The following is a 21,769-nucleotide window of genomic DNA, read 5'->3' as shown; positions in this document are numbered from 1 at the left end:
CGCCTTCCGCTTCCCTGCGGTTGTTCGGGCCGTTTTGGACTTAAAGAAAGAGAGGAATCGCACTTGTCATCCATTCCCCCAGTAACCGTCATCGGAGCCGGGCTCGCAGGCAGCGAGGCCGCCTGGCAGATCGCTTCCCAAGGCGTCGAGGTCAAGCTCTACGAAATGCGGCCGGTGAAGCAGACGCCGGCCCATCATACCGATAAATTCGCCGAGCTCGTCTGCAGCAACAGCTTGCGGGCGAACGGCCTGGCCAACGCCGTCGGCGTCCTCAAAGAAGAAATGCGCCGCATGGACTCGCTCGTCCTGGCGGCGGCCGACCGCAATGCCGTGCCGGCCGGCGGCGCGCTTGCGGTCGACCGCGACGGATTTTCCGGCGACATCACCGGCACGCTGCGCGAGCATCCGCTCGTCACGGTCCACAATGAAGAGATCGCCGAGATTCCGCAGGACGGCATTACCGTCATCGCGACGGGCCCGCTGACCGCGCCGAGCCTTTCGGCCGAGATCAAGGAGCTCATGGGCGAAGAATATTTTTATTTTTATGACGCTGCCGCTCCTATCGTCGAGAAGGATTCCATAGATATGGAGAAGGTGTTCCTCGCTTCCCGCTACGACAAGGGCGAAGCGGCCTACCTGAACTGCCCGATGAACGAAGAGGAATTCGAACGCTTCCACGAAGCGCTCGTCACGGCGGAGACGGCCGCGCTCAAGGACTTCGAGAAGGAAGTGTACTTCGAAGGCTGCATGCCGATCGAGGTGATGGCCCAGCGCGGCAAGCAGACCGTGCTGTTCGGTCCGATGAAGCCGGTCGGGCTCGTCGATCCCCGTACGGGCAAGCAGCCGCATGCGGTCATCCAGCTGCGCCAGGACAACGCCGCGGGCACGCTCTACAATCTGGTCGGCTTCCAGACGCATCTCAAATGGGGCGAGCAGAAGCGGGTGTTCTCGCTCATCCCGGGCCTGGAAAACGCCGAGTTCGTGCGCTATGGCGTCATGCACCGCAATACGTTCATCAACTCGCCCAAGCTGCTCGAGGCGACCTATCAGTTCAAGGGACGGGATAACCTGTTCTTCGCCGGCCAGATGACCGGAGTCGAAGGATACGTCGAATCGGCCGCTTCGGGCATGCTGGCCGGCCTCAACGCCGGCCGCCTCGCGCGCGGCCTCGAGCCGCTCGTGCTGCCGAAGGAGACGGCGCTCGGCAGCATGGCCCATTACATCACGACGGCGGACTTCCGCCATTTTCAGCCGATGAATGCGAACTTCGGGCTGTTCCCGCCGCCGGAGCAGCGCATCCGCAATAAAAAGGAAAAGAACGAGCATATCGCGAACCGGGCTTTGTCCTCGCTGGAGCAATTCAAGCTGGAGCGGCTCGGCGGGGGCCGCTAGACCGCAAGGCCAAAGGAGGAATGGACGTGGAAATGCAATTTCATGCAACGACGATCTGCGCGGTGCGGCATGACGGCAAAGGCGCGATCGCGGGCGACGGACAGGTCACTTTCGGCAACAGCATGATCATGAAGGGCTCGGCCAAAAAAGTAAGGCGCCTGTACCGGGGCAAGGTGGCGGCTGGCTTCGCCGGATCGGTCGCGGACGCGATCACGCTGTTCGAGAAGTTCGAAGGCAAGCTGGAGGAGCATCACGGGAATTTGCAGCGGGCGGCGGTCGAGCTGGCCAAGGAATGGCGTTCGGACCGCGTGCTGCGTCGCCTGGAGGCGATGCTGCTCGTCATGGACGAGACCGGCCTGCTGCTCATCTCCGGCAACGGCGAGGTCATCGAGCCGGATGACGGCATCCTGGCGATCGGCTCGGGCGGCAGCTTCGCCTTGGCCGCGGCCAGAGCCCTCAAGAAGCATGCGCCGAACCTGAGCGCGCGCGAGATGGCGCAAGCGGCGCTCGAGACCGCCGCGGAAATTTGCGTTTTCACGAACCATAGCATTATCGTCGAGGAAGTATAAGGTTGATCGGTCGTGCCGGAGCAGCCGTCCCCTACACGAAAAGGAGTGATTTCGGGTGAAGGAAGCCATGACCCCGCGTCAGATCGTCGCCGAGCTGGACAAATATATCGTCGGACAGAAGCAGGCCAAGCGCTCCGTCGCCGTAGCGCTGCGCAACCGCTATCGCCGCAGCCGCCTCGAGGAAAGCCTGAGGGACGAGATCGTGCCGAAGAACATTCTCATGATCGGGCCGACCGGCGTCGGCAAGACGGAGATCGCGCGTCGGCTGGCCAAGCTGGTCGGAGCCCCGTTCGTAAAGGTCGAAGCGACGAAGTTTACGGAAGTCGGCTATGTCGGCCGCGACGTCGAGGCGATGATCCGCGATCTGGTCGAGGTCGCCATCCGCATGGTGAAGGCGGAGCGGATGGAAAAGGTCAAGGACAAGGCGGAGGAGCTGGCGAACGAGCGGCTCGTGGAGCTGCTCGAGCCGTCCCGCTCCAAGCCGAAGGGCGGCAAGAACCCGCTCGAGATGCTGTTCGGCGGCGCTCGCGAGCCTGAGCCGGAGGACCGCTCGTCCGAGCCGGAGCTGGCGGCGAAGCGGCAGGCGGTCCGCGTCAAGCTGCTGGCCGGCGAGCTCGAGAAGGAAATGCTGGAGCTGGACGTGGAGGACACGTCGCCGAACATGCTGGATATGCTGGGCGGCCAAGGCAACGAGATGATGGGCATGAACATGCAGGAGATCATGGGGCAGTTCATGCCGAAGCGGACGAAGCGCCGCAAGCTGTCCGTGAAGGACGCGCGCAAGGTGCTGACGCAAGAGGAAGCGGCGAAGCTGATCGACATGGACGATGTGATCGCCGAATCGGTGAGCCGCGCGGAGCAGTCCGGCATCGTGTTCCTGGACGAGATCGACAAGATCGCCAGTCCGTCCAAAGGTTCCGGTCCGGACGTATCGAGAGAAGGCGTACAGCGGGACATCCTGCCGATCGTCGAGGGCTCGACGATCATGACCAAGTACGGCGCCGTCAAGACGGACTATATGCTGTTCATCGCGGCCGGAGCGTTCCATGTGTCCAAGCCGTCGGATCTCATCCCGGAGCTCCAAGGCCGCTTTCCGATCCGCGTGGAGCTGACCTCGCTCAGCCTCGAGGACTTCATCCAGATTCTCAAGGAGCCGAAAAACGCGCTGACGAAGCAATATGCGGCGCTGCTGTCGACGGAGGGCATCGAGATCACGTTCTCCGACGAGGCGATCGCGGAGCTGGCGTCCATCGCCGCGGAAGTGAACCGCAACACGGAGAACATCGGAGCTCGCCGTCTCCATACGATTCTGGAGAAGCTGCTGGAGGATCTGAGCTTCGAAGCGCCTGATTTGACGCTCGAGAGCTTGAACATCACGCCGGAGTACGTTAGGGAGAAGCTCGGCTCGATCGCCCAGAACCGCGATCTGAGCCAATATATTCTGTAGAGAAGCAGAGGGGTTCGGGGGGCAACCATACCAATGACTTTATTGACCAAGACAAGGACGCTCAATCGCCTGCTGCAGCGAGCGGCAGGCAAGGCGTTGAATTTCAGGGAAATGGCCGAGGTGCTCAGCACGGTCATCCAGGCGAACGTATTCGTCGTCAGCCGCAGAGGCAAGATTCTCGGCTGCGCGGCGGTCGACCGATTCGATCATGAGCAGTTCCGCAGCATGGCCGCCGACGAGCCGCGCTTTCCGGCGGACAGCAACAGCCGGTTTCTGGTCATGAGCGAGCCGGCGACCAATGTCGAGCCTGATCCCGGCATCGCGGCCGTCTTTCCGTTCATGGGCACGCAGGAGATCATGAGCGTCGTTCCGGTAACGGGCGGCGGGGACCGGCTGGGCACCGTCGTCCTGTCCCGGCCGAGCGGCGCGTTCGATGACGATGACCTTATCCTTGCCGAATACGGCTCGACGATCGTCGGGATGGAGATTTTGCGCGAACGCGCGGAAGAGCTCGCCCTCGAGGCGAGGAGCCGCGCCGTCGTCGCCGTGGCGATGGGCTCGCTGTCGTTCAGCGAGCTGGAGGCGGTCGAGCATATCTTCGACGAGCTCGAGGCGAAGGAAGGGCTGCTCGTCGCATCGAAGATCGCGGACCGGGTCGGAATTACTAGGTCCGTTATCGTAAACGCGCTACGCAAACTTGAAAGTGCGGGAGTTATCGAAACGCGATCCTTAGGGATGAAAGGGACCTATATCCGCATCCTGAATCATCAACTTCTGGAAGAATTGAGCAAAATGAAGAACTGAATATGAGACTAAAGTCCCGAAAAGGCCCTATCTTCATATAGAGATAGGGCTTATTTCTCATTGTAATAAATATGGAAATTTAGGAAGATAAGCGTGTCGGCAAATCTCGACATTGAATTCTCATTTTTTTAATTTTCGATGTCGAAGAAAGAAGGATTGTCGAAAGAAATGTGGAATATCATGTTATAGATAACGTCGGGAAAGTGGTGAAGAGGCGTTGAATGTCTTGGGAGGCGCGGATTTCGGAAGACTCGTCGGCGCGATGAGGGCTGCTGAATCCAGACAGCAGATTATTTCAGACAACATCTCCAATGCGGAAACTCCGTTTTTCAAACGCTCGGAGCTCGTGTTCGAAGAGTTGCTGGCGGAGCAGCTTGGGACGTCAGGTAGTGGGACATTGGAACTAATAAGAACCAATGAAAGACATCTTCCAATAGGTCCAGGGGCCTCAGTTCCAGCGCCAAAACTCGTGACGGACGAGACTTCCGTCATGAACAACAACGGCAGCAATGTCGATGTGGAGCGGGAAATGGCGCTGCTGGCCAAAAACCAGCTGAAATACAATTCCTATGTTCAGCAGATCAACCATGAAATTACGATGCTGCGGACTGCGATCGACGGGAGAGGGTAACGGATGAAGCTGAGCAACGGTTTCGATATCAGCGCTTCGGCGCTGACGGCCCAACGGCTGAGGATGGACGTCGTCTCGTCCAATATCGCCAACGCGGAGACGACGCGCGGTTCGTTTGTCGATGGGCAGTTCCAGCCCTACAAGCGGAAGATGGTCGTGCTGGAGCCGATGAAGGCGGGAAGCTTCGACTCGATGCTGCGGAGCGAGATGGGAGAGGCGAGCAAGGGCGTGAAGGCGACCCGGATCGTGGAGGACCAGTCTCCGGAAAAGCTCGTCTACAATCCAAACCACCCGGATGCGGACGCTAGCGGTTATGTAAGGATGCCGAACGTCGATGTGGCCAAAGAGATGGTCGACATGATCTCGGCTTCGCGAGCCTATGAAGCGAACGTGACGGCGCTGAACGCGACGAAGGCCATGTTCGTCAAGGCGCTTGAAATCGGCAAATAAGCCGTAGATAAAATCAATGGAACGTGGAGGAGATGAATGATGATTCAGCCGATCGCCCTCTCGCAGCTGCAGCAGCCGGCTTCGATCGCTCAAAAGGCCGCGCCTGCGGCCGGGAGCCCGAGCGAGCTCAGCGAAAGCTTCGCCAACGTGCTGAAAAACGCGATTGACAGCGCAAGCGCGCAGGAACAAGCCGTACATAAAGTAAACAACGAGTATTTGATCGGCCAGGCGGACATCTCGCAGGTCATGATCGTCTCGCAGCAAGCGCAGCTGACCCTGCAGCTCGTGACGCAGGTCCGGAACAAAGCGGTCGAGGCTTATCAGGACATCATGCGCATGCAAATCTAGGATCTTGCCTGAGGGAACAGCAATCTGCGGGGTGAAAACGTGAATGAAACGATAGCCCGATATAGCGCGTCGGTGAAAAATTATTGGGGCGCGATGGGGAAAAGGCAGAAAATCTGGCTGGGAGCCACGCTGGGCGTGCTGCTGCTCACCATCATCCTGCTGACGTCGATCTTGAGCAAGACGCAGTATGAAACGGTATTCAACGAGCTGGATACGACCGACGCTCAGGCCATCATCAACTATCTGGACAGCAGCAAGGTCGCCTACAAGCTCGAAAACGGCGGCAGCTCGATCGCGGTGCCAAGCAGCGAGGCGGACCGGATCCGCGTAGGAGCGGGGTCCCAAGGCCTCGTGCAGAACGGCTCGATCGGCTTTGAGGCGTTCAGCGCGAGCTCGTCGCAGTTCGGCATGACGGACAATGAATTCAACGTCCGCTACAAAAACGCGCTGAACGGAGAAATCCAGCAGCTGCTCAATGCGATGCAAGGCGTATCCTCGACGAAGGTCGTCGTCAATCTGCCGAAGGAGAGCGTATTCGCCCAGACGCAAGAAGAGTCCGGCGCGAGCGCGTCCGTTGTGATGAAGTTCAAGCCGGGCTTCCGTCCGAGCCAGGACGAGATCGACGGCTACTTCAATCTGGTGAAGACCTCGGTGCCGAATCTGAGAGTGGAGGACATCACCATCACGAGCCCGCAAGGCGAGCTCAATCCTTCCGAGAAGGCGGGCGGCGCGCCAGGCAGCACGGGCAGCGCGGATTCGCTCTTCCAGATCAAGAAGAAATACGAGGCGGAGCTGAAGCGGAACATCGAGCAGTTCCTCGGGCCGATGCTAGGGAGCGAGAATCTCGTCGTCAGCGTCACCAGCAGCCTGAATTTCGATCAGACGAACCGGGTCGAGGATCTCGTCAGGCCGCTGGACGACAATGGAAACAACGGCATCATCATCAGCCAGCAGGAGTCGACCGAAAGCACCGAGGGGTCCTCGGGAGATCCGGGCGGCGTTGCGGGCACGGGCGAGACGGACGTGCCGAACTACTCTTCCTCCGCGACGGGGTCCAGCACTTCCGAAAAAAGCGACCGTACGACCAACTACGACGTGAACCGGATCAAAAATACGGTCGTCGGGGGGCCGTACGCGGTGAAGGACCTCAGCATCAGCGTAGGACTTCCTATCAATCTATTAAACCAGGAAACGCAAGATCAAATCACCCAATATCTGACTTCCTTCGTCCGGTCGCAACTGATCGATTCCGGCCAGGATGTAACCAATGACGAGCTGATCGCCAAAAAAGTTTCGGTCATCGGGCAGAACTTCGCCCAGGCGGCTTCGGCATCCGGCACGGCAGGGCTGTCCGGCATCTGGTGGGCGGCGATCGGAGTCGCGGCTGCGGCGCTCGTGGCGGGCATCATCTTCGCCATCCGCAGAAGACGGCAGAATGCGGTCGAAGAGACGATCGAAGAGCTGTCTCCGCGGGTCGAATATCCTTCCATCAATCTCGACAGCGTCAGCAACGACAGCCAGGTACGCAAAAATCTCGAAACTCTCGCCAAGCGCAAGCCGGATGAGTTCGTCAATCTGCTCCGCACCTGGCTTGTAGAAGAATAGGAGGGCTCTCGCCATGTCCAAAGCGATGCAAGCCCTGACAGGGCGACAGAAGGCAGCGATTCTCCTCATTACGCTCGGCCCGGAAGTATCCGCCCAGATCTTCAAAAACCTGAGGGAGGAAGAGATCGAGCAGCTGACGCTCGAGATCGCGAACGTCCGCAAGGTCGACAGCTCGGAGCGGGACCTGATCATGAGCGAGTTCTATCAGATCTGCCTGGCGCAGGAATACATCTCGCAAGGCGGCATCGCCTACGCGAAGGACATCCTCGAAAAAGCGCTCGGCGCGCAGAAGGCCCAGGAAGTGCTGAGCCGCCTGACGGCGACGCTGCAGGTGCGGCCGTTCGACTTCGCCCGCAAGGCGGAGCCGACGCAGATCCTCAACTTCATCCAAAACGAGAATCCGCAGACGATCGCGCTCGTGCTGTCCTATCTGCAGCCGGAGCAAGCGTCCCATATCCTTTCCTCGCTGCCCCAGGAGAAGCAGGCGGATGTCGCGCGCAGGGTGGCCCTTATGGACAGCACCTCCCCGGATGTCATCTCGCAGGTCGAGCGCGTGCTCGAGCAGAAGCTCTCGGCGACCGTCACCCAGGATTATACGAATGCAGGCGGCATCGATTCGATCGTCCAGATCTTGAACGGCGTCGACCGCGGCACCGAGCGGACGATCCTCGACTCGCTCGAGATTCAGGATCCGGAGCTTGCCGAAGAGATCAAGAAGCGGATGTTCGTCTTCGAAGACATCGTCAGCATCGACAACCGCTCGATCCAGCGCATCATCCGCGACATCGAGAACGCGGACCTGCAGCTGGCGCTCAAGGTCGCGAGCGAGGAGGTCAGGGAAGCGATCTTCCGCAACATGTCCAAACGGATGGCCGAGACGTTCAAGGAAGAGATGGAATTCATGGGGCCGGTGCGGCTGCGTGACGTGGAGGAAGCTCAGACCCGCATCGTAGCGACGATCCGCAGGCTCGAGGAAGCGGGAGACATCATCATCGCCCGCGGCGGAGGAGATGACATCATTGTCTAATCTCATCAAATCTTCCTATGTACGGCCCAAGAGCGGCTCTCAGCCGCTCGAACGCTTTTATGCCCGGGCCGGAGGCGGCATGCAGGCGCCGATCACGACGGGTGACGGCGAGGCGCTGCCGCCGCAGCCGACTCTCGACGAAGCGACGGACCGGCTGCGGCGGCAAGTGCTCGATGACGCTCGGAGCGTCGCGGACGACATGCTCGCCGATGCGGCTCGAAGATCGGACGAGATGCTCGAGCAGGCGCAGCGCGAGATGGACGAGTGGTGGCATGCGCGGCGCGCCGATGACGACCGCCTCGTCGAGGAGGTCCGGTCTGCGGCCTATGAAGCCGGATTCCAGTCCGGCCGCGACGATGCGGAGGCACGGCTCCGGGAAGAGTGGGAGCAGCGCATCCAGGAAGCGTCGGGCATCCTGGCCTCGTCCTACGCGATGCGGGAGCAGATCATCCAGGAAGCGGAGCCGTTCCTTATCGAGCTGAGCTGCGCGATCGCAGAAAAGCTCGTCGGCAGGCAGCTGACGCTGGAGCCAGACTGGGCGGCCGAGCTGGTCAAAAAGGCGCTGTCCCGGCGAAAGGAGCATGGCGTCATCGTGCTTTGCGTCGCGCCGGCGCAGCTGGCTGCTGTCCAGGCGGCGCGGGACGAGCTTGAGCTGTCGATCGACTCGCAGGCCGAGCTGCAGATTTTGCCGGACGCCACCGTGAAGGATCACGGCTGCGTCATCCGGTCCGCCTTCGGCAGCATCGATGCCCGGATCGATACGCAGCTCGCCGAGATCAAGCGCGAGCTCGTGCAGCTCGCGCAGCAGCGGGAAGGCCAGGAGGCGGCTTCATGAAAGAGCTCTCGGCTGCACGCTACATCGAGCATCTGGGCGGAATCGACCCGGTGCGCGTAAACGGAAAGGTGACGCAAGTCATCGGGCTGACGATCGAGAGCGAAGGACCGGACGCGAGCATCGGAGACGTCTGCCAGATCTATCCCGGCAAAGGCGCTCCTCCGCTGCTGGCCGAGGTCGTCGGCTTCCGCGACAACCGCCTCGTGCTCATGCCGCTCGGCGAGCTGAACGCGATCGGCCCCGGCTGCGACGTCGTCGGGACGGGCAAGCCGCTCACCGTGCAAGTCGGCTCGGAGCTGCTCGGCAAGGTGCTCGACGGCTTGGGGCGGCCGCTGGACGGCAGCTTCATCCCGAGCCGGATGGTGCGTTACCCGACGACAGCTCCTCCGAGCAATCCTCTGTTCCGTCCGCGCGTCACCGAACCGCTCGGCATCGGCATCCGGGCGATCGACGGACTGCTCACCGTCGGACAAGGCCAGCGGGTCGGCATCTTCGCCGGCTCCGGTGTCGGCAAGAGCACGCTGCTCGGCATGATCGCCCGCAATACGGCCGCCGACGTGAATGTCATCGCCCTCATCGGCGAGCGCGGACGCGAGGTGCTCGAGTTCATCGAGAAGGATCTCGGTCCGGAAGGACTGGCCCGCTCGGTCGTGATCGTCGCGACGTCGGATCAGCCGGCGCTCATCCGGATCAAAGGAGCGGTCATCGCAACGACGATCGCCGAATATTTCCGGGACCGGGGCTTGAACGTCATGCTCATGATGGATTCCGTGACGCGCTATGCGATGGCGCAGCGGGAAGTCGGCCTGGCTATCGGCGAGCCGCCGGCGACGCGAGGCTACACGCCTTCCGTCTTTGCCGGCCTGCCGAAGCTGCTGGAGCGAGCCGGCACAGGACCGAGCGGGTCGATCACCGCCTTCTACACGGTGCTCGTCGACGGGGACGACATGAACGAGCCGGTCGCGGATGCGGTTCGAGGCATTTTGGACGGGCATATCGTGTTGAGCCGGGACCTTGCCCATAAGGGACATTTTCCGGCGATCGACGTGCTGAGCTCGGTGAGCCGCGTCATGAACGAGATCGCGGATGAGGACCATCGGCAGGCGGCCACGGCGCTCAAGCGCTTGCTCGCCGTTTATAGGGATTCGGAGGACCTCATCCATATCGGGGCGTATCAAAGCGGCTCCAACGCCGATATCGACGAGGCGGTCGCGCAGATGGACTTCATCCAGAGCTTCACCCGGCAGCGGACGAGCGAAAAGGACGAGTTCCACGAAACCGTCCGGCAGCTGACCGATCACTTCAATAAGTAGGAGCTGAACGAACCTATGGCGTCATTCCGGTATGCCTATCAAAGCATCGTCAACCTCAAGCAAAGCGAGACGACTCAAGCCGAATGGGGGCTCAGCGCCGCTCTCGGCCTGCTGAAGGCGGAAGAAATGTCGCTGGAGGAGCTGAGAAGCGAGCGCAGGCGCTGGGAAGAGAAGCTGATCCGGCAGGGCGAGCGAGGCAGCACGCTGGACGAGATTCAGCAGATCCAGCATTTCATCCGGCATCTGGACAAGACGATCTGCCTCAAGGAAAAAAAGGTCCAGGAGGCGGAGCAGGAAGTGAGTCAGTCCCGCTCGATCCTGTCGGAGCGGAAGGTTCAGGAGAAGATCTGGATGAAGTCCAAGGAAAAGGCCTGGCAGAAGTTCAGAAGCGCCCTGCTGGCCGGAGAGCAGGCCGAGCTGGACGAGATCGCGGTCCAGCGGCATGCCCGCATGGCTCAGTCCTGACAATCGCCAGGGCGCGCTCGGGCGCAGGAAGACGGGGAAGCGCAGCGCCCCCGGGGGGGATGACAAGTGGCAAAAGAAGAAATGGAAAAGCAAGGCTACAGCGGAATCGAACGAATGCTGTTTTTCGTGACGCCGCTGCTGTTCACGGTAGTGCTTGTAATGGTGCTGTTCGTCGTCTTCAACCCGTCGCTGAGGGAAAGGCTGATCGATGCCGGTAGAGGCGTGCCGGTCGTCGGAGCGTTGCTGCCCGGCGACGCCTCCGAGCCGGAAGGCTCTGCCGTGCTGAAGGAGCAGGACGACAAGAGGCTGGCGAGCCTGCAGGCGGAGCTGTCCGCGGCCAAGGCTAAGCTCGAAGCGGCGGATTCCGAAAAATCCGGGCTGGAAGCTCAGGTGAAGTCGCTGCAGGAGCAGATCGACGGCTTGATCAAAACGAGCGATGCGGAAAAGCTGAGCGCCGAGCAGTATCAAGGCAAGATTGCCGAGCTCGCCGGCATGTTCGCCTCGATGACGGCGAGCAAGGCGGCTCCGATTCTGGAGAACATGACGCTGGAGGAATCGATTCTCGTGCTCGGCTCGATGGACAGCCGGGCTCAGGGAGCGATCCTGGCCAAAATGGATCCGAAGCGGGCGGCTCAGACGGCGGCCCGCATGAAGGACAGCGAGCCGGTCAAGGATCAGCAGATCGCCGCGCTGCAATCGCGGCTGCGGCTCGAGGCGACCTCGACGGAGACGGCTTCGGCCATCCTGAACCAGGAGCAGCTCACCAAGACGTTCGAGAGCATGAACGCCGCCCAGGCTGCGCCGCTGCTGCTCCAGATGGCCGATATGAGCGCCAGCAAGGTGCTGCGCATCCTCAGCTCGGTAAGCGACGCGACCCGCTCCTCGCTCGTGGCGGAGATGTCCAAGACAGACAAAAAAATGACCTCCCAGCTGGTCTCCAAGCTGATGGCCGGGAAATGATCGAGGAGGGATAACGGATGGAAATGGCGATAACGCAATCGACAGTTCCGACTGCCGGCTCATCGCCGGTAGGAACGGCGGCAGCGAAGATCAGCGCAAGCTCGTCCGCCGGAACGGCGTTCCAGCAGCTGATCGGCTCGATGAACGCCGCTGGAGGATCGACCTCCGCAGCGGGACAAGCAGGCGCAGCCGGCTCGGCGGCAGCTTCTCCGCAAGGGGAAGCGGCAACGCTGCTGCAGGCGGCGATCGCGCAGCTGGCGGGCCTCGCTCCCGGCACGCCGGCAAGCGCGGCGGATGCGGTCTCCGGCGCAGAGAAGGAAGACGGAGCCGAAGCGGCGGAGGCCGAAAAGGCGGGTGCATCCGGCGAATCGGCGGAAGGAACGCTGCTCGGCCAGCTGGACGAGCTGCTCGACCTGCTGACGGATCTGCAGGACGCGGACGCCGCGCTGTCCGACGAGGCGATGGACGCAGCCGCTTCCGAGCTCGGAGCGCTGCTGGCGCTGCTCGGACTGCCGGCTCCGCAAGCTCAACCGGCCGCCGTCGGCGCAGATCAGGCCGCTTCGCCGGACTCGCTGCAAGGAGCGGCGGCAGGCAAGCCGCTCGTGCTGGAATCGCTGCTCGTCCTGCATCAAGCGCTGCAGGACGGCAAGCCGCTCAAGCTTGGCGCGTCCGACGCCTCCGCGCTCGTGAGCCGGCAGCTCGCCAAGCTCGGCGAGCTGCTCGCCGGCACGGAGCGCTCCACCGCCGGAGGCCGCGCAGGCGGTGCCGCGGACGGGCAGGCGGCGATCGCCGTCAAAGCGGCTCCCGCCGCCTTCTTGGAGCGGCTGAACGCCGCGTCCGCCCAAGTGAGGGCGGCTCTCGAGGCGAAGCCGTCCGCGGCTCGAGCGGCGGAAGCGGCACCGGCCGCGGCAATCGACGCGGCGCCGGGAGCGCTGCCGGGCTCCGCTTCGTCGGAGGCGGCACCGCAGCTGTCGGCACCGGCCGCTCCGGCTCCGCAGCCGGGAGCTGCGCAGACGGCCGCGCTGCCGGTCGTGGCGATGCGGCGCTTCGCCGAGGAGATGGCGGGCATCATGCTGCAAAAGCTCGATATCACGGCAAGCGGACAGTCGAGCGAAGCGCGGATTTTGCTCAACCCCGAGCATTTGGGCCAAGTCGACATCAAGCTTCATCTGCACAACGGCCAGCTGACCGCTCTCTTCCTCGCCGACTCGCCGGCGGCTCGCGAGGCGATCGAGAACCAGCTCGCCCAGCTCCGCCAGTCGCTGCAGCTCCAAGGAATCCAGGTCGATCGGATGGAGGTCGGAAGCGGCGAGCTGCAGACGAGCCTCTCCTTCGGCCAGCAGCAAGGCGGCGGCGGACGGGGACAGAGCTTCACCGGCGGCGGGCGCGCGACGGAGGAAGCGGCGGCGCTGCGCGAAGCCGACGCGGCCACGCAGACGGCGATCCGCGAGCTCGGATTCGGGCGCTCGGTCAATGAGACGGCTTAAGCCGAACGAAGGAGGGACGGCATGGCTCAAGTAAACGCGATCTATCCCTATATCAGCCAAAAGAATGCTTCCGCCTCGGCGACGAGCATGGACAACTCGACGATGGGCAAGGACGCCTTCCTGCAGCTGCTCGTCGCGCAGCTGAAATATCAGGATCCGCTCAAGCCGGCGGACAATACGACCTACATCGCCCAGCTCGCCCAGTTCTCGTCGGTCGAGCAGCTGTCCAACATCTCCGGCCAGCTCAACCTGCAGGGACAGAACCTCGGCCTGACGTCGGATCTCATCGGACGAACGGTCCAATGGGATGTCTATGACGCGGCCGGCAGGCTGACGACGGAGAGCGGCATCGTGGAGTCGATCATCTTGAAGGACGGCATGCAATATGTCATCTCCGCCGGCCAGAGCATTCCGCTGGACGCCGTCAAGCAGGTCGACGGCGGGGCGGCCGAGCCGGACGAATCCGGAACGGCTCCGGAGGCCGATACGGCCGACGCTTGATCGGACAGTCCAAAGGGAACATGCGGAACGAATGCAACGAGGTCCAGAACATCACCTATTCAGGAGGTTATTCAAATGCTTAGATCCATGTACTCCGGCGTATCCGGCATGCGCGGCTTCCAGACGAAGCTTGATGTCATCGGCAACAATATCGCCAACGTCAATACGGTCGGGTTCAAAGCCGGGCGCGTCATGTTCCAGGACATCCTCAGCCAGACCGTATCCGGGGCCAGCCAAGCGGAAGACGGCGTGCGCGGGGGCAAGAACGCGCAGCAGATCGGTCTCGGCGTCACGGTCGCTTCGGTCGACACGCTCCATACGGCGGGCAGCGCGATGACGACGAACGTTCCGACCGACCTGCGCATCGACGGCGACGGATTTTTCGCCGTTCGTCCGGCCGGCATGGAAGACGGCTTCTATCTGACGCGCGCGGGCAACTTCTCCGTCGACGCGGCGGGACAGCTCGTGACGGCGGACGGCGGGCTCGTGCTCAGCTCCGACGGCGAGCCGATCTCCCTGGCGGGAGTGAACGCGTATTCGATCGGCAAGAACGGCACGATCGTCGGCATCAACGCCGACGGCACGACCGGCGACGAGATCGCGACGATCGGCGTCGTGCAGGTGCAGAACCCGAACGGACTCGAGAAGATGGGCGCCAACCTGTACCGCTCCAGCGTGAACTCCAACGTCGAGGAGCTGGCGATCGGCGTGCCCGGCGACGCCGAGACCGGCACCGGCACGATCGTGGCCGGGCAGCTGGAGATGTCCAACGTGGACCTGACGAGCGAGTTTACGGAAATGATCGTCGCTCAGCGCGGCTTCCAGTCGAACTCCCGCATCATTACGACTTCCGATGAGATTCTGCAGGAGCTGGTCAATCTCAAGCGCTAACCGATGACGCTCCGGGCCTTGCTCCCGCGGCGCCGGCCTCTCCGCCGGCGCCGCAGTCGATGCCGCGGGGCCGCTCGTCGAGAAGGGAGTCCCATGGTCCAAGTAACGAGGCTGAACGGCAGCCGCCTCATGATCAACGCGCTGCTGATCGAGCTGATCGAAGAAACGCCGGATACGCTCCTTACGCTGACCACCGGCAAAAAAATGGTCATTCAGGAATCGGCCGAAGTGCTGACAGGCCGGATCGTCGAGTATCAACGGTCCATCGGCTTGCTGGCCGCTTCCGTGAAGGGCGCAGTGACGGAGGAATAACCGCGATGAAAAAAATGCTTCCCTGGTTGATCACGACCTTGCTGGCCATATCTTTGATCGCCGTCGTGGCCGTGTTCCTCTGGAATTCGGTCCTCGGCGACCCGAAGACGGCTGAAGGCGAGGGCAAGCCTGCCGTCGCAGCGGCGGCGAAGCCGATGTCCGCGGAAGAGCGGCTCGGCGTCACGCTCGAACTGAAGGACATCAAGCGGAACCTGAAGGACGAGGACAAGCTCGTCATCATCAGCTTCGCTTTCCAGCTGGACAAAAAAGCGGCGAAAGAGGAGCTCGACCAGATCAAGGACATCGCGGTCAAGCCGATCATCAACCGCATCCTCGCGGACACGGCGGCAGCCGACCTGCAAGGCTCCGCCGGACAAGATGCGCTCGAAGCGAAGCTGCTCAACGAAGTAAACAAGATTTTGCCGGAGGGTAAGCTGGTCAAGGTTTCGATAACCGACTATCTTCTCACGGATATTTGAGGCCGGAGCATCAGGCAAGGAGGTGAGAGAGTGGTAGATGTTCTGTCCCAAAATGAAATTGACGCGCTGCTGGCGGCTCTTTCATCCGGCGAGATGGATGCGGAAGAGCTCAAGAAGGAAGAGAGCCAGCGCAAGATCCGCTCGTACGACTTCAAGCGCGCGGTGCGGTTTTCCAAGGACCACATCCGCAGCCTGACGCGAATCCATGAAAACTTCGCGCGTTTCCTGACGACGTACTTCTCCGCGCAGCTACGCACGTTCGTGCAGATCAACGTCGTGCAGGTCGAGCAGCTGCCGTACGACGAGTTCATCCGGTCGATCCCGAAAATGACGATCCTGAACATATTCGAAGCGGAGCCTCTCGAGGGCCGGATGGTGCTCGAGGTCCATCCGAACGTCGCGTTCGCGATGGTGGACCGGCTGCTGGGCGGGGCCGGGACCGCTCCGTCCAAAATCGGAGCGCTCACCGAAATCGAGACGATGATCATGGAGAAAATTTTCAGCCGCGCGTTCGAAAGCCTCCAGGAGGCGTGGAAAACGGTCATCGATATTTCGCCTCGCCTGGACTCGCTCGAGACGAATCCGCAGTTCATGCAGATCGTCTCGCCCAACGAGACGATCGCTCTCATCTCGCTCAGCACGAAAATCGGCGATACGACCGGCATGATCAACCTGTGCATCCCGCATGTCGTCATCGAGCCGATCATGCCGAGACTGTCCGTGCACCACTGGTTCGTCTCGCAGAAGAAATCCAGAGCTCCGGAAGAAGTCGAAATGCTGGAGCAGAGGGTACATAAAGCAAAGCTTCCGATCATCGCGGAGCTGGGCGAGTCCTCGATCACGGTCAGCGAGTTCATGAGCCTGGCTGTCGGAGACGTGATCTCCCTCAACAAAACGGCCGGCGAAGGGCTGCATATCAAAGTTGGAGAGAAGCTGAAGTTCATCGGCAGCCCGGGGTCGGTCCGCGACCGGCTCGCGGTCCAGGTCGAGGAGATCGTACGTGAAGGAGCGGAAGAAGATTATGACGAGTAAGGATTACCTGTCCCAGGAAGAAATCGACGCGCTGCTCCGGCAGAGCTCCGGCGAAGCCGAAGCGGCGCCGTCCAGCGGCAGCGACCGGATCGAGGATTACCTGAGCGGCATCGAGCAGGACGCGCTCGGCGAGATCGGCAACATCACCTTCGGAAGCGCCGCTACGGCGCTGTCTACGCTGCTCGGCCGCAAGGTCGACATTACGACTCCGCAAGTCGCGCTGATCCGCCGCTCGGAGCTCGGCGACGCGTTTCCTAAGCCGCATGTCGCCGTGTCGGTCAGCTATGTGGAAGGCTTCGAGGGCATCAACTCCCTCGTCATCAAGACGAAGGACGCCGGCGTCATCGCCGATCTGATGCTCGGAGGCGAAGGCATCGTCGGGCAGCAGGAGCTGAACGACATCCACATCAGCGCCGTGCAGGAAGCGATGAACCAGATGATGGGCTCGTCCGCGACCTCGATGTCGACGATCTTCAACCGCATGGTGAACATCTCGCCGCCAGGCATCGACATCCTGGACGTGGAGCAGGGCGGGGGAATGCAGCAGCTGCCTCCGGACGACGTGTTCATCAAGATCAGCTTCCGCCTCATGATCGGCGATCTCATCGACTCGACGATCATGCAGCTGCTGCCGGTCAATTTCGCCAAGCAGATGGTCGACTCGCTGATGGGCGGATCCAGCTCTCAGGAAGCGGCGCCAGCCGCAGCGCCGGCTCCTGCGCCGGCCCCGACGCCAGCGCCTTCGCCGGCCGCGGAGCCGCAGCAGCAGGCTGCGCCAGCCGCGCCGCCACAGGCGGCGGTCCCGCAGCAGGCGTACTCGGCTCCGTACCCCGATCCGATGATGCCGGCCGCAGCGGCAGCACCGCAGACGCTCGGCACGCCAGCCGGACGGAACGTGAGCGTGCAGCCGGTCCAGTTCGGCGGCTTCCAGCCTGGAGGCTTCGCCAATCCGGACGAGACGAACCTCGGCCTGCTGCTCGACATCCCGCTCAAGGTGACGGTCGAGCTCGGACGCACCCAAAAGCAGATCAAGGACATCCTTGAGCTGTCCCAAGGCTCGATCATCGAGCTGGACAAGCTCGCCGGCGAGCCGGTCGACATCCTGGTCAACAACAAGCTGATCGCAAAAGGCGAAGTCGTTGTCATCGACGAGAATTTCGGCGTCCGCGTGACGGATATCGTCAGCCAGTGGGACCGCATCGCGAAAATACAGTAACTTACATCCTGGGAGGAAATGACAATGGCAAACCGTATTCTTATCGTGGATGATGCAGCCTTCATGCGAATGATGATTCGCGATATCCTGACCAAAAACGGCTACGAGGTCGTAGGAGAGGCGCAGGACGGCTCGCAGGCGATCGAAAAGTACAAGGAGCTCAAGCCGGATCTCATCACGATGGACATCACGATGCCCGAGATGGACGGCATTGCCGCGCTTAAGGAAATCAAAAAGATGGATGCCAACGTCAAGGTCATCATGTGCTCGGCGATGGGACAGCAGGCGATGGTCATCGATGCGATCCAGGCCGGCGCCAAAGACTTCATCGTGAAGCCTTTCCAAGCCGATCGGGTCATCGAGGCGATCAAGAAAACGCTGGGCTGATCGTGAGCGTCGGAATCATCGCTTTCCTGCAAACCGCTCCTGCTGCAGCCGGGGCGGCAAGCGCTTCGCCCGACCCGGGAAGCCTGCTATTCCCTTCTCCCGCCGCCGAGCTCGACGGCGCGCCTCAGTTCACGGCCGGAAGCATGACGGGCAGTTTGATCTGGATGATCGTCGCGCTGGCGCTCGTCATCGGCCTGATCATGCTGCTCATCCGTTTCCTGTCCAGACGCAATCAGCTCTGGAACGGCGCTCGCACGCTGCAGTCGCTCGGCGGTCTGACGCTCGCCCCGAACAAGTCGATGCAGCTGGTCGAGGCCGGGGGCAAGATCTACGTGCTCGGCGTCGGGGACGACGTAGCGGTTCTGGATGTCATTGCCGATCCGGAGCAGGTGGCGGAGCTGAAAGGGAAGCTCGTCGAGCAAGGAATGGGAAAAAGTCCGATCGGGGATTGGCTGAAGGCCGTGCAGGAGCGCAAGGCCGTCCGGAAGGACGGGCAAATGCCGGATCGGGCCGACGAGGCAAAACGGTTTGAACGGATGCTTCAACAAAAGCTGGAGCAGCAGTCCAAGAAGCAGGAGCAAATGGAGCGGCTGCTGCAGGAAACCACGGACAGGGAACGGTTGAGAGAAGAATGAAAAGGAAATGGATGCTGGCGCTGCCCGCCATGCTTGCCCTATCGGCCTCTGCGGCGGCGGCCGCTTATGCGGAGCCTTTGCCGGGCATCGATATCAGCATCGGCGGAGGGGAATCGGGAGGATCGAGCGCGATCTCGCTGCTGCTGATGATCACGGTCCTGACGCTGGCCCCGTCGTTCCTGATTCTGATGACGAGCTTCACGCGCATCGTCATCGTGCTCGGGTTCGTGCGTACCTCGCTCGGAACGCAGCAGATGCCGCCCAACCAGGTGCTGATCGGACTGGCGTTGTTCCTGACGCTGTTCATCATGTCGCCGACGCTGTCGCAGGTGAACGAAACGGCGCTGCAGCCCTACCTGAAAGGCGAGCTGACGCAGACCGAAGCGCTGCAAGAGGCGTCGGTCCCGATGAAGAAGTTCATGTTCCAGCATACGAGAGAAAAGGATCTGCTGCTGTTCCTGGACTACTCCCAAGCGGAGAAGCCGGAAACGTACGAGGACATCCCGATCACGGTGCTTGTGCCGGCCTACGCCATCAGCGAGCTGAAGACGGCGTTCCAGATGGGCTTCATGATCTTCATCCCGTTTCTGATCATCGATATGGTCGTCTCCAGCACGCTGATGGCGATGGGCATGATGATGCTGCCTCCCGTCATGATCTCGCTTCCGTTCAAGATCCTCTTGTTCGTGCTCGTCGACGGCTGGTATCTGATCGTGAAGTCGCTGCTGCTCAGTTTCGGGACTTCATGAGTCCAGCGGGAGGGGATCAGGCATGAATTCGGACTTTATCATCGGCTTGGCCGGACAAGCCGTGCTCGTCGTCTTGAAAGCCAGCGCGCCGATGCTCATCCTCGGCCTCGTCGTCGGCCTCGTCATCAGCATCTTCCAGGCGACGACGCAGATCCAGGAGCAGACGCTGGCCTTCGTGCCGAAGATCGTGGCGGTGTTCGCAGCGCTGCTGCTGTTCGGACCTTGGATTCTCAGCACGCTGGTCGACTTCACGTACAATCTGCTGAACAACTTGCACCATTACATCGGGTAGGCGAGAGATGGACGCATTCATCCAGGGGTTTCCCGTCTTTCTGTTGATTTTTTGTCGAATCACTTCTTTTTTTGTCGTCGCACCCGTCTTCGCCTCCCGCACCGTGCCGGCGAGAATCAAGATCGGGCTCGGCGGCTTTGTCTCCTACCTGGTCTACCTGACGTACGGCACGGGACAGCAAGCGGTGCCGAATGCCGTCTACGTGCTGACCGTCCTGCAGGAAATTCTCGTCGGACTTCTGCTCGGCTTCATCGTCTACCTATTCTTCACGCTCGTCCAGACAGCGGGAGCGTTCATCGACCTGCAGGTCGGATTCGCGATGGCGAACGTCGTCGATCCGCTGACGGGCATCTCGGCTCCGATTACCGGCAACTTCAAGTACATGGTGCTGCTGCTGCTGTTCCTGACGATGAACGGCCATCTGCATTTGCTGCAGGCGCTGATGAACAGCTATCGCTGGATGCCGCTCGACCTGCATCTGTACGCGTTCATCGCGGACGGGACGATCAGCGAGTTTCTGATCAAAGGATTCTCCCAATCGTTCCTGCTGGCGCTGCAGATCGCCGCTCCGATCATCGTCGCGATGTTCCTGACCGACGTCGGGCTCGGATTTCTGGCGAAGACGGCTCCTCAGTACAATGTGTTCGTCATCGGAGCGCCGCTCAAGATCCTGCTCGGCGTGCTGCTGCTCGTGCTGCTCATGCCTTCGCTCGGCGTGCTGTTCGGCCACATCTTCTCCATCGTCTTCGATTTTCTCGGCGAGCTGTTCGGAGACATCCAGGGCGGAACGCCATGATCGCCGGAAGGAGGGAGCTTATGGACCGCAGGCTGCGCTTCCGGGTCGATCTCCAGCTGTTCAACGGGGAGAAGACGGAAGACGCCACGCCGAAGAAAAAGCAGGAGGCTCGGAACAAAGGGCAGGTAGCCAAGACGCAGGAGCTTGGCGGAGCCTTCATCATCCTGTTCGTTTTCGGAAGCTTCTATATGCTGGGCGGCTTCTATAAAGAAAGGATCTACCGGCTGTTCGGCAGCCTGTTCAACGACTGGCTGCAGATGACGCTGTCCGACGGCAACACGATGTCGCTGTTCTATGACGTCATGGTCCAGATCCTTATCCTGATCGCGCCGATCCTGCTGCTCGTGTTCATCGCCGGCCTGATCGTCAACTACGCGCAGATCGGATTCCTGTTCACGGGCGAGCCGCTCAAGCCGGACTTCAAGAAGCTCGATCCGATCAAAGGGCTCAAGAACATCTTCTCAGCCCGATCGCTGGTCGAGTTTCTCAAGAGCATCCTCAAGCTTACGGTCGTCGGCTTCCTCGTCTTCTCGGCGATCTGGGGAGAATGGGACCGGATCCTGCTGCTCGCGCATGTGCCGGTGGAGCAGATCTTCCGTTTCACCGCGGGGCTCGTGCTCAAGCTGGGCCTGCAGTTCGGCGCGCTGCTCATCGTCATCGGCGTGCTCGATTATTTTTATCAGCGCTACGAGCATGAGAAGAGCTTGCGGATGTCCAAGCAGGACATCAAGGACGAATATGTCAAGACGGAAGGCAATCCGCTCATCAAAGGCAAGATCAAGGAACGCCAGCGCCGGATGGCGCTGCAGCGGATGATGCAGGAAGTGCCGAAAGCCGATGTCGTCATCACCAACCCGACGCACTTCGCGATCGCGATCAAGTACGAGGGCGGGAAGATGGAGGCTCCGGTCATTCTCGCGAAGGGAATGGATTACGTCGCTCTGAGGATCAAGGAAATCGCCAAGGAGAACGGGGTCATGACCATGGAGAACCGGCCGCTGGCGAGAGCGCTGTACGACCGGGCCGAGATCGGGGATACGATCCCCGCGGACCTGTTCCAAGCGGTCGCCGAAGTTCTGGCCTATGTATACAAGCTGAAGGGCCGCAGCAAATCATCTTAACTTGAGTGAACCGGAGGCATTCGTC

26 protein-coding genes are annotated in these 21,769 nt (G+C 61.3%); all 26 read left to right on the top strand.

The window, feature by feature from the left end; all coding sequences use genetic code 11:
• Nucleotides 1-63: 63 nt before the first annotated feature.
• The 26 genes from trmFO to flhB all read left to right on the top strand — a co-directional run bounded on the left by trmFO (nt 64) and on the right by flhB (nt 21,744).
• The gene (trmFO, locus tag H582_RS0103710) at nt 64-1,392 is read left to right on the top strand and encodes an FADH(2)-oxidizing methylenetetrahydrofolate--tRNA-(uracil(54)-C(5))-methyltransferase TrmFO (protein ID WP_028597443.1); all 1,329 of its coding nucleotides are present in this window, start codon (nt 64-66) and stop codon (nt 1,390-1,392) included.
• Nucleotides 1,393-1,418: 26 nt separating this feature from the next.
• Nucleotides 1,419-1,961 carry an ATP-dependent protease subunit HslV gene (hslV, locus tag H582_RS0103705; RefSeq protein ID WP_028597442.1) on the top strand — a complete coding sequence of 181 codons (543 nt, stop codon included), beginning with the start codon at nt 1,419-1,421 and terminating at the stop codon, nt 1,959-1,961.
• A gap of 67 nt (nt 1,962-2,028) precedes the next feature.
• Nucleotides 2,029-3,408 carry an ATP-dependent protease ATPase subunit HslU gene (hslU, locus tag H582_RS0103700; protein WP_028597441.1) on the top strand — a complete coding sequence of 460 codons (1,380 nt, stop codon included), beginning with the start codon at nt 2,029-2,031 and terminating at the stop codon, nt 3,406-3,408.
• Between the two features lie 33 nt (nt 3,409-3,441).
• The gene (gene codY, locus H582_RS0103695) at nt 3,442-4,212 is read left to right on the top strand and encodes a GTP-sensing pleiotropic transcriptional regulator CodY (RefSeq protein WP_028597440.1); all 771 of its coding nucleotides are present in this window, start codon (nt 3,442-3,444) and stop codon (nt 4,210-4,212) included.
• A 262-nt stretch (nt 4,213-4,474) separates the two neighbouring features.
• Complete coding sequence (gene flgB / locus H582_RS25825) at nt 4,475-4,843, top strand: flagellar basal body rod protein FlgB (protein ID WP_307719973.1); 369 nt, start codon at nt 4,475-4,477, stop codon at nt 4,841-4,843.
• A gap of 3 nt (nt 4,844-4,846) precedes the next feature.
• The gene (flgC, locus tag H582_RS0103685; protein WP_028597439.1) at nt 4,847-5,293 is read left to right on the top strand and encodes a flagellar basal body rod protein FlgC; all 447 of its coding nucleotides are present in this window, start codon (nt 4,847-4,849) and stop codon (nt 5,291-5,293) included.
• Between the two features lie 36 nt (nt 5,294-5,329).
• Nucleotides 5,330-5,641, top strand: coding sequence for a flagellar hook-basal body complex protein FliE (fliE, locus tag H582_RS0103680; protein WP_228551531.1), 312 nt, complete (start codon nt 5,330-5,332; stop codon nt 5,639-5,641).
• A gap of 39 nt (nt 5,642-5,680) precedes the next feature.
• Nucleotides 5,681-7,246, top strand: a complete 1,566-nt coding sequence (fliF, locus tag H582_RS0103675) for a flagellar basal-body MS-ring/collar protein FliF (RefSeq protein WP_028597437.1) — start codon at nt 5,681-5,683, stop codon at nt 7,244-7,246.
• Nucleotides 7,247-7,259: 13 nt separating this feature from the next.
• Nucleotides 7,260-8,273 carry a flagellar motor switch protein FliG gene (gene fliG, locus H582_RS0103670; RefSeq protein ID WP_028597436.1) on the top strand — a complete coding sequence of 338 codons (1,014 nt, stop codon included), beginning with the start codon at nt 7,260-7,262 and terminating at the stop codon, nt 8,271-8,273.
• Nucleotides 8,266-9,108 carry a FliH/SctL family protein gene (locus H582_RS0103665; protein ID WP_028597435.1) on the top strand — a complete coding sequence of 281 codons (843 nt, stop codon included), beginning with the start codon at nt 8,266-8,268 and terminating at the stop codon, nt 9,106-9,108. Before fliG ends, H582_RS0103665 begins: the two co-directional genes overlap by 8 nt.
• Nucleotides 9,105-10,421, top strand: a complete 1,317-nt coding sequence (gene fliI / locus H582_RS0103660) for a flagellar protein export ATPase FliI (RefSeq protein ID WP_028597434.1) — start codon at nt 9,105-9,107, stop codon at nt 10,419-10,421. Before H582_RS0103665 ends, fliI begins: the two co-directional genes overlap by 4 nt.
• Nucleotides 10,422-10,436: 15 nt before the next feature.
• Nucleotides 10,437-10,886 carry a flagellar export protein FliJ gene (gene fliJ, locus H582_RS0103655; protein ID WP_028597433.1) on the top strand — a complete coding sequence of 150 codons (450 nt, stop codon included), beginning with the start codon at nt 10,437-10,439 and terminating at the stop codon, nt 10,884-10,886.
• A gap of 66 nt (nt 10,887-10,952) precedes the next feature.
• On the top strand, nt 10,953-11,846 hold the full coding sequence (locus tag H582_RS0103650) for a MotE family protein (RefSeq protein ID WP_028597432.1): 894 nt from the start codon (nt 10,953-10,955) through the stop codon (nt 11,844-11,846).
• Between the two features lie 17 nt (nt 11,847-11,863).
• Nucleotides 11,864-13,333, top strand: coding sequence for a flagellar hook-length control protein FliK (locus H582_RS0103645; protein ID WP_028597431.1), 1,470 nt, complete (start codon nt 11,864-11,866; stop codon nt 13,331-13,333).
• Nucleotides 13,334-13,354: 21 nt separating this feature from the next.
• The gene (locus tag H582_RS25820; protein WP_052332924.1) at nt 13,355-13,834 is read left to right on the top strand and encodes a flagellar hook capping FlgD N-terminal domain-containing protein; all 480 of its coding nucleotides are present in this window, start codon (nt 13,355-13,357) and stop codon (nt 13,832-13,834) included.
• Between the two features lie 75 nt (nt 13,835-13,909).
• Complete coding sequence (locus tag H582_RS0103635; RefSeq protein WP_028597430.1) at nt 13,910-14,725, top strand: flagellar hook-basal body complex protein; 816 nt, start codon at nt 13,910-13,912, stop codon at nt 14,723-14,725.
• A gap of 93 nt (nt 14,726-14,818) precedes the next feature.
• The gene (locus H582_RS0103630; RefSeq protein WP_028597429.1) at nt 14,819-15,037 is read left to right on the top strand and encodes a flagellar FlbD family protein; all 219 of its coding nucleotides are present in this window, start codon (nt 14,819-14,821) and stop codon (nt 15,035-15,037) included.
• Between the two features lie 5 nt (nt 15,038-15,042).
• Nucleotides 15,043-15,516 carry a flagellar basal body-associated FliL family protein gene (locus H582_RS0103625; RefSeq protein WP_028597428.1) on the top strand — a complete coding sequence of 158 codons (474 nt, stop codon included), beginning with the start codon at nt 15,043-15,045 and terminating at the stop codon, nt 15,514-15,516.
• Nucleotides 15,517-15,546: 30 nt separating this feature from the next.
• Entirely contained in the window at nt 15,547-16,548 is a 1,002-nt protein-coding gene (fliM, locus tag H582_RS0103620) for a flagellar motor switch protein FliM (RefSeq protein ID WP_028597427.1), read from the top strand.
• The gene (gene fliY / locus H582_RS0103615; protein ID WP_028597426.1) at nt 16,538-17,764 is read left to right on the top strand and encodes a flagellar motor switch phosphatase FliY; all 1,227 of its coding nucleotides are present in this window, start codon (nt 16,538-16,540) and stop codon (nt 17,762-17,764) included. The genes fliM and fliY overlap by 11 nt, the downstream gene beginning before the upstream one ends.
• A 24-nt stretch (nt 17,765-17,788) precedes the next feature.
• On the top strand, nt 17,789-18,151 hold the full coding sequence (locus H582_RS0103610) for a response regulator (RefSeq protein WP_028597425.1): 363 nt from the start codon (nt 17,789-17,791) through the stop codon (nt 18,149-18,151).
• Between the two features lie 2 nt (nt 18,152-18,153).
• On the top strand, nt 18,154-18,786 hold the full coding sequence (locus H582_RS0103605; RefSeq protein ID WP_052332923.1) for a flagellar biosynthetic protein FliO: 633 nt from the start codon (nt 18,154-18,156) through the stop codon (nt 18,784-18,786).
• Nucleotides 18,783-19,535 carry a flagellar type III secretion system pore protein FliP gene (gene fliP / locus H582_RS0103600; RefSeq protein ID WP_028597423.1) on the top strand — a complete coding sequence of 251 codons (753 nt, stop codon included), beginning with the start codon at nt 18,783-18,785 and terminating at the stop codon, nt 19,533-19,535. Before H582_RS0103605 ends, fliP begins: the two co-directional genes overlap by 4 nt.
• A 22-nt stretch (nt 19,536-19,557) precedes the next feature.
• The gene (gene fliQ, locus H582_RS0103595) at nt 19,558-19,827 is read left to right on the top strand and encodes a flagellar biosynthesis protein FliQ (RefSeq protein ID WP_028597422.1); all 270 of its coding nucleotides are present in this window, start codon (nt 19,558-19,560) and stop codon (nt 19,825-19,827) included.
• Between the two features lie 7 nt (nt 19,828-19,834).
• Entirely contained in the window at nt 19,835-20,623 is a 789-nt protein-coding gene (fliR, locus tag H582_RS0103590; RefSeq protein ID WP_028597421.1) for a flagellar biosynthetic protein FliR, read from the top strand.
• A 20-nt stretch (nt 20,624-20,643) separates the two neighbouring features.
• Nucleotides 20,644-21,744, top strand: coding sequence for a flagellar biosynthesis protein FlhB (flhB, locus tag H582_RS0103585; RefSeq protein ID WP_028597420.1), 1,101 nt, complete (start codon nt 20,644-20,646; stop codon nt 21,742-21,744).
• Nucleotides 21,745-21,769: the final 25 nt, after the last annotated feature.

The sequence above is a fragment of the Paenibacillus pasadenensis DSM 19293 genome (genome assembly GCF_000422485.1).
Taxonomy (GTDB): Bacteria; Bacillota; Bacilli; order Paenibacillales; family Paenibacillaceae; genus Paenibacillus_O; species Paenibacillus_O pasadenensis.
Note: the sequence above shows the minus strand (reverse complement) of the source record. Positions and strands in the feature narration are given on the sequence as shown.

Coding starts and splice junctions, on each gene's coding strand:
- H582_RS0103630 (WP_028597429.1), top strand. CDS start 14,819: ATGGTCCAAGTAACGAGGCTGAACGGCAGCCGCCTCATGATCAACGCG.
- fliI (WP_028597434.1), top strand. CDS start 9,105: ATGAAAGAGCTCTCGGCTGCACGCTACATCGAGCATCTGGGCGGAATC.
- fliJ (WP_028597433.1), top strand. CDS start 10,437: ATGGCGTCATTCCGGTATGCCTATCAAAGCATCGTCAACCTCAAGCAA.
- H582_RS0103645 (WP_028597431.1), top strand. CDS start 11,864: ATGGAAATGGCGATAACGCAATCGACAGTTCCGACTGCCGGCTCATCG.
- codY (WP_028597440.1), top strand. CDS start 3,442: ATGACTTTATTGACCAAGACAAGGACGCTCAATCGCCTGCTGCAGCGA.
- H582_RS0103610 (WP_028597425.1), top strand. CDS start 17,789: ATGGCAAACCGTATTCTTATCGTGGATGATGCAGCCTTCATGCGAATG.
- fliG (WP_028597436.1), top strand. CDS start 7,260: ATGTCCAAAGCGATGCAAGCCCTGACAGGGCGACAGAAGGCAGCGATT.
- H582_RS0103625 (WP_028597428.1), top strand. CDS start 15,043: ATGAAAAAAATGCTTCCCTGGTTGATCACGACCTTGCTGGCCATATCT.
- flhB (WP_028597420.1), top strand. CDS start 20,644: ATGGACCGCAGGCTGCGCTTCCGGGTCGATCTCCAGCTGTTCAACGGG.
- fliR (WP_028597421.1), top strand. CDS start 19,835: ATGGACGCATTCATCCAGGGGTTTCCCGTCTTTCTGTTGATTTTTTGT.
- fliQ (WP_028597422.1), top strand. CDS start 19,558: ATGAATTCGGACTTTATCATCGGCTTGGCCGGACAAGCCGTGCTCGTC.
- H582_RS25820 (WP_052332924.1), top strand. CDS start 13,355: ATGGCTCAAGTAAACGCGATCTATCCCTATATCAGCCAAAAGAATGCT.
- hslU (WP_028597441.1), top strand. CDS start 2,029: ATGACCCCGCGTCAGATCGTCGCCGAGCTGGACAAATATATCGTCGGA.
- fliP (WP_028597423.1), top strand. CDS start 18,783: ATGAAAAGGAAATGGATGCTGGCGCTGCCCGCCATGCTTGCCCTATCG.
- flgB (WP_307719973.1), top strand. CDS start 4,475: ATGAGGGCTGCTGAATCCAGACAGCAGATTATTTCAGACAACATCTCC.
- flgC (WP_028597439.1), top strand. CDS start 4,847: ATGAAGCTGAGCAACGGTTTCGATATCAGCGCTTCGGCGCTGACGGCC.
- fliY (WP_028597426.1), top strand. CDS start 16,538: ATGACGAGTAAGGATTACCTGTCCCAGGAAGAAATCGACGCGCTGCTC.
- fliE (WP_228551531.1), top strand. CDS start 5,330: ATGATGATTCAGCCGATCGCCCTCTCGCAGCTGCAGCAGCCGGCTTCG.
- H582_RS0103635 (WP_028597430.1), top strand. CDS start 13,910: ATGCTTAGATCCATGTACTCCGGCGTATCCGGCATGCGCGGCTTCCAG.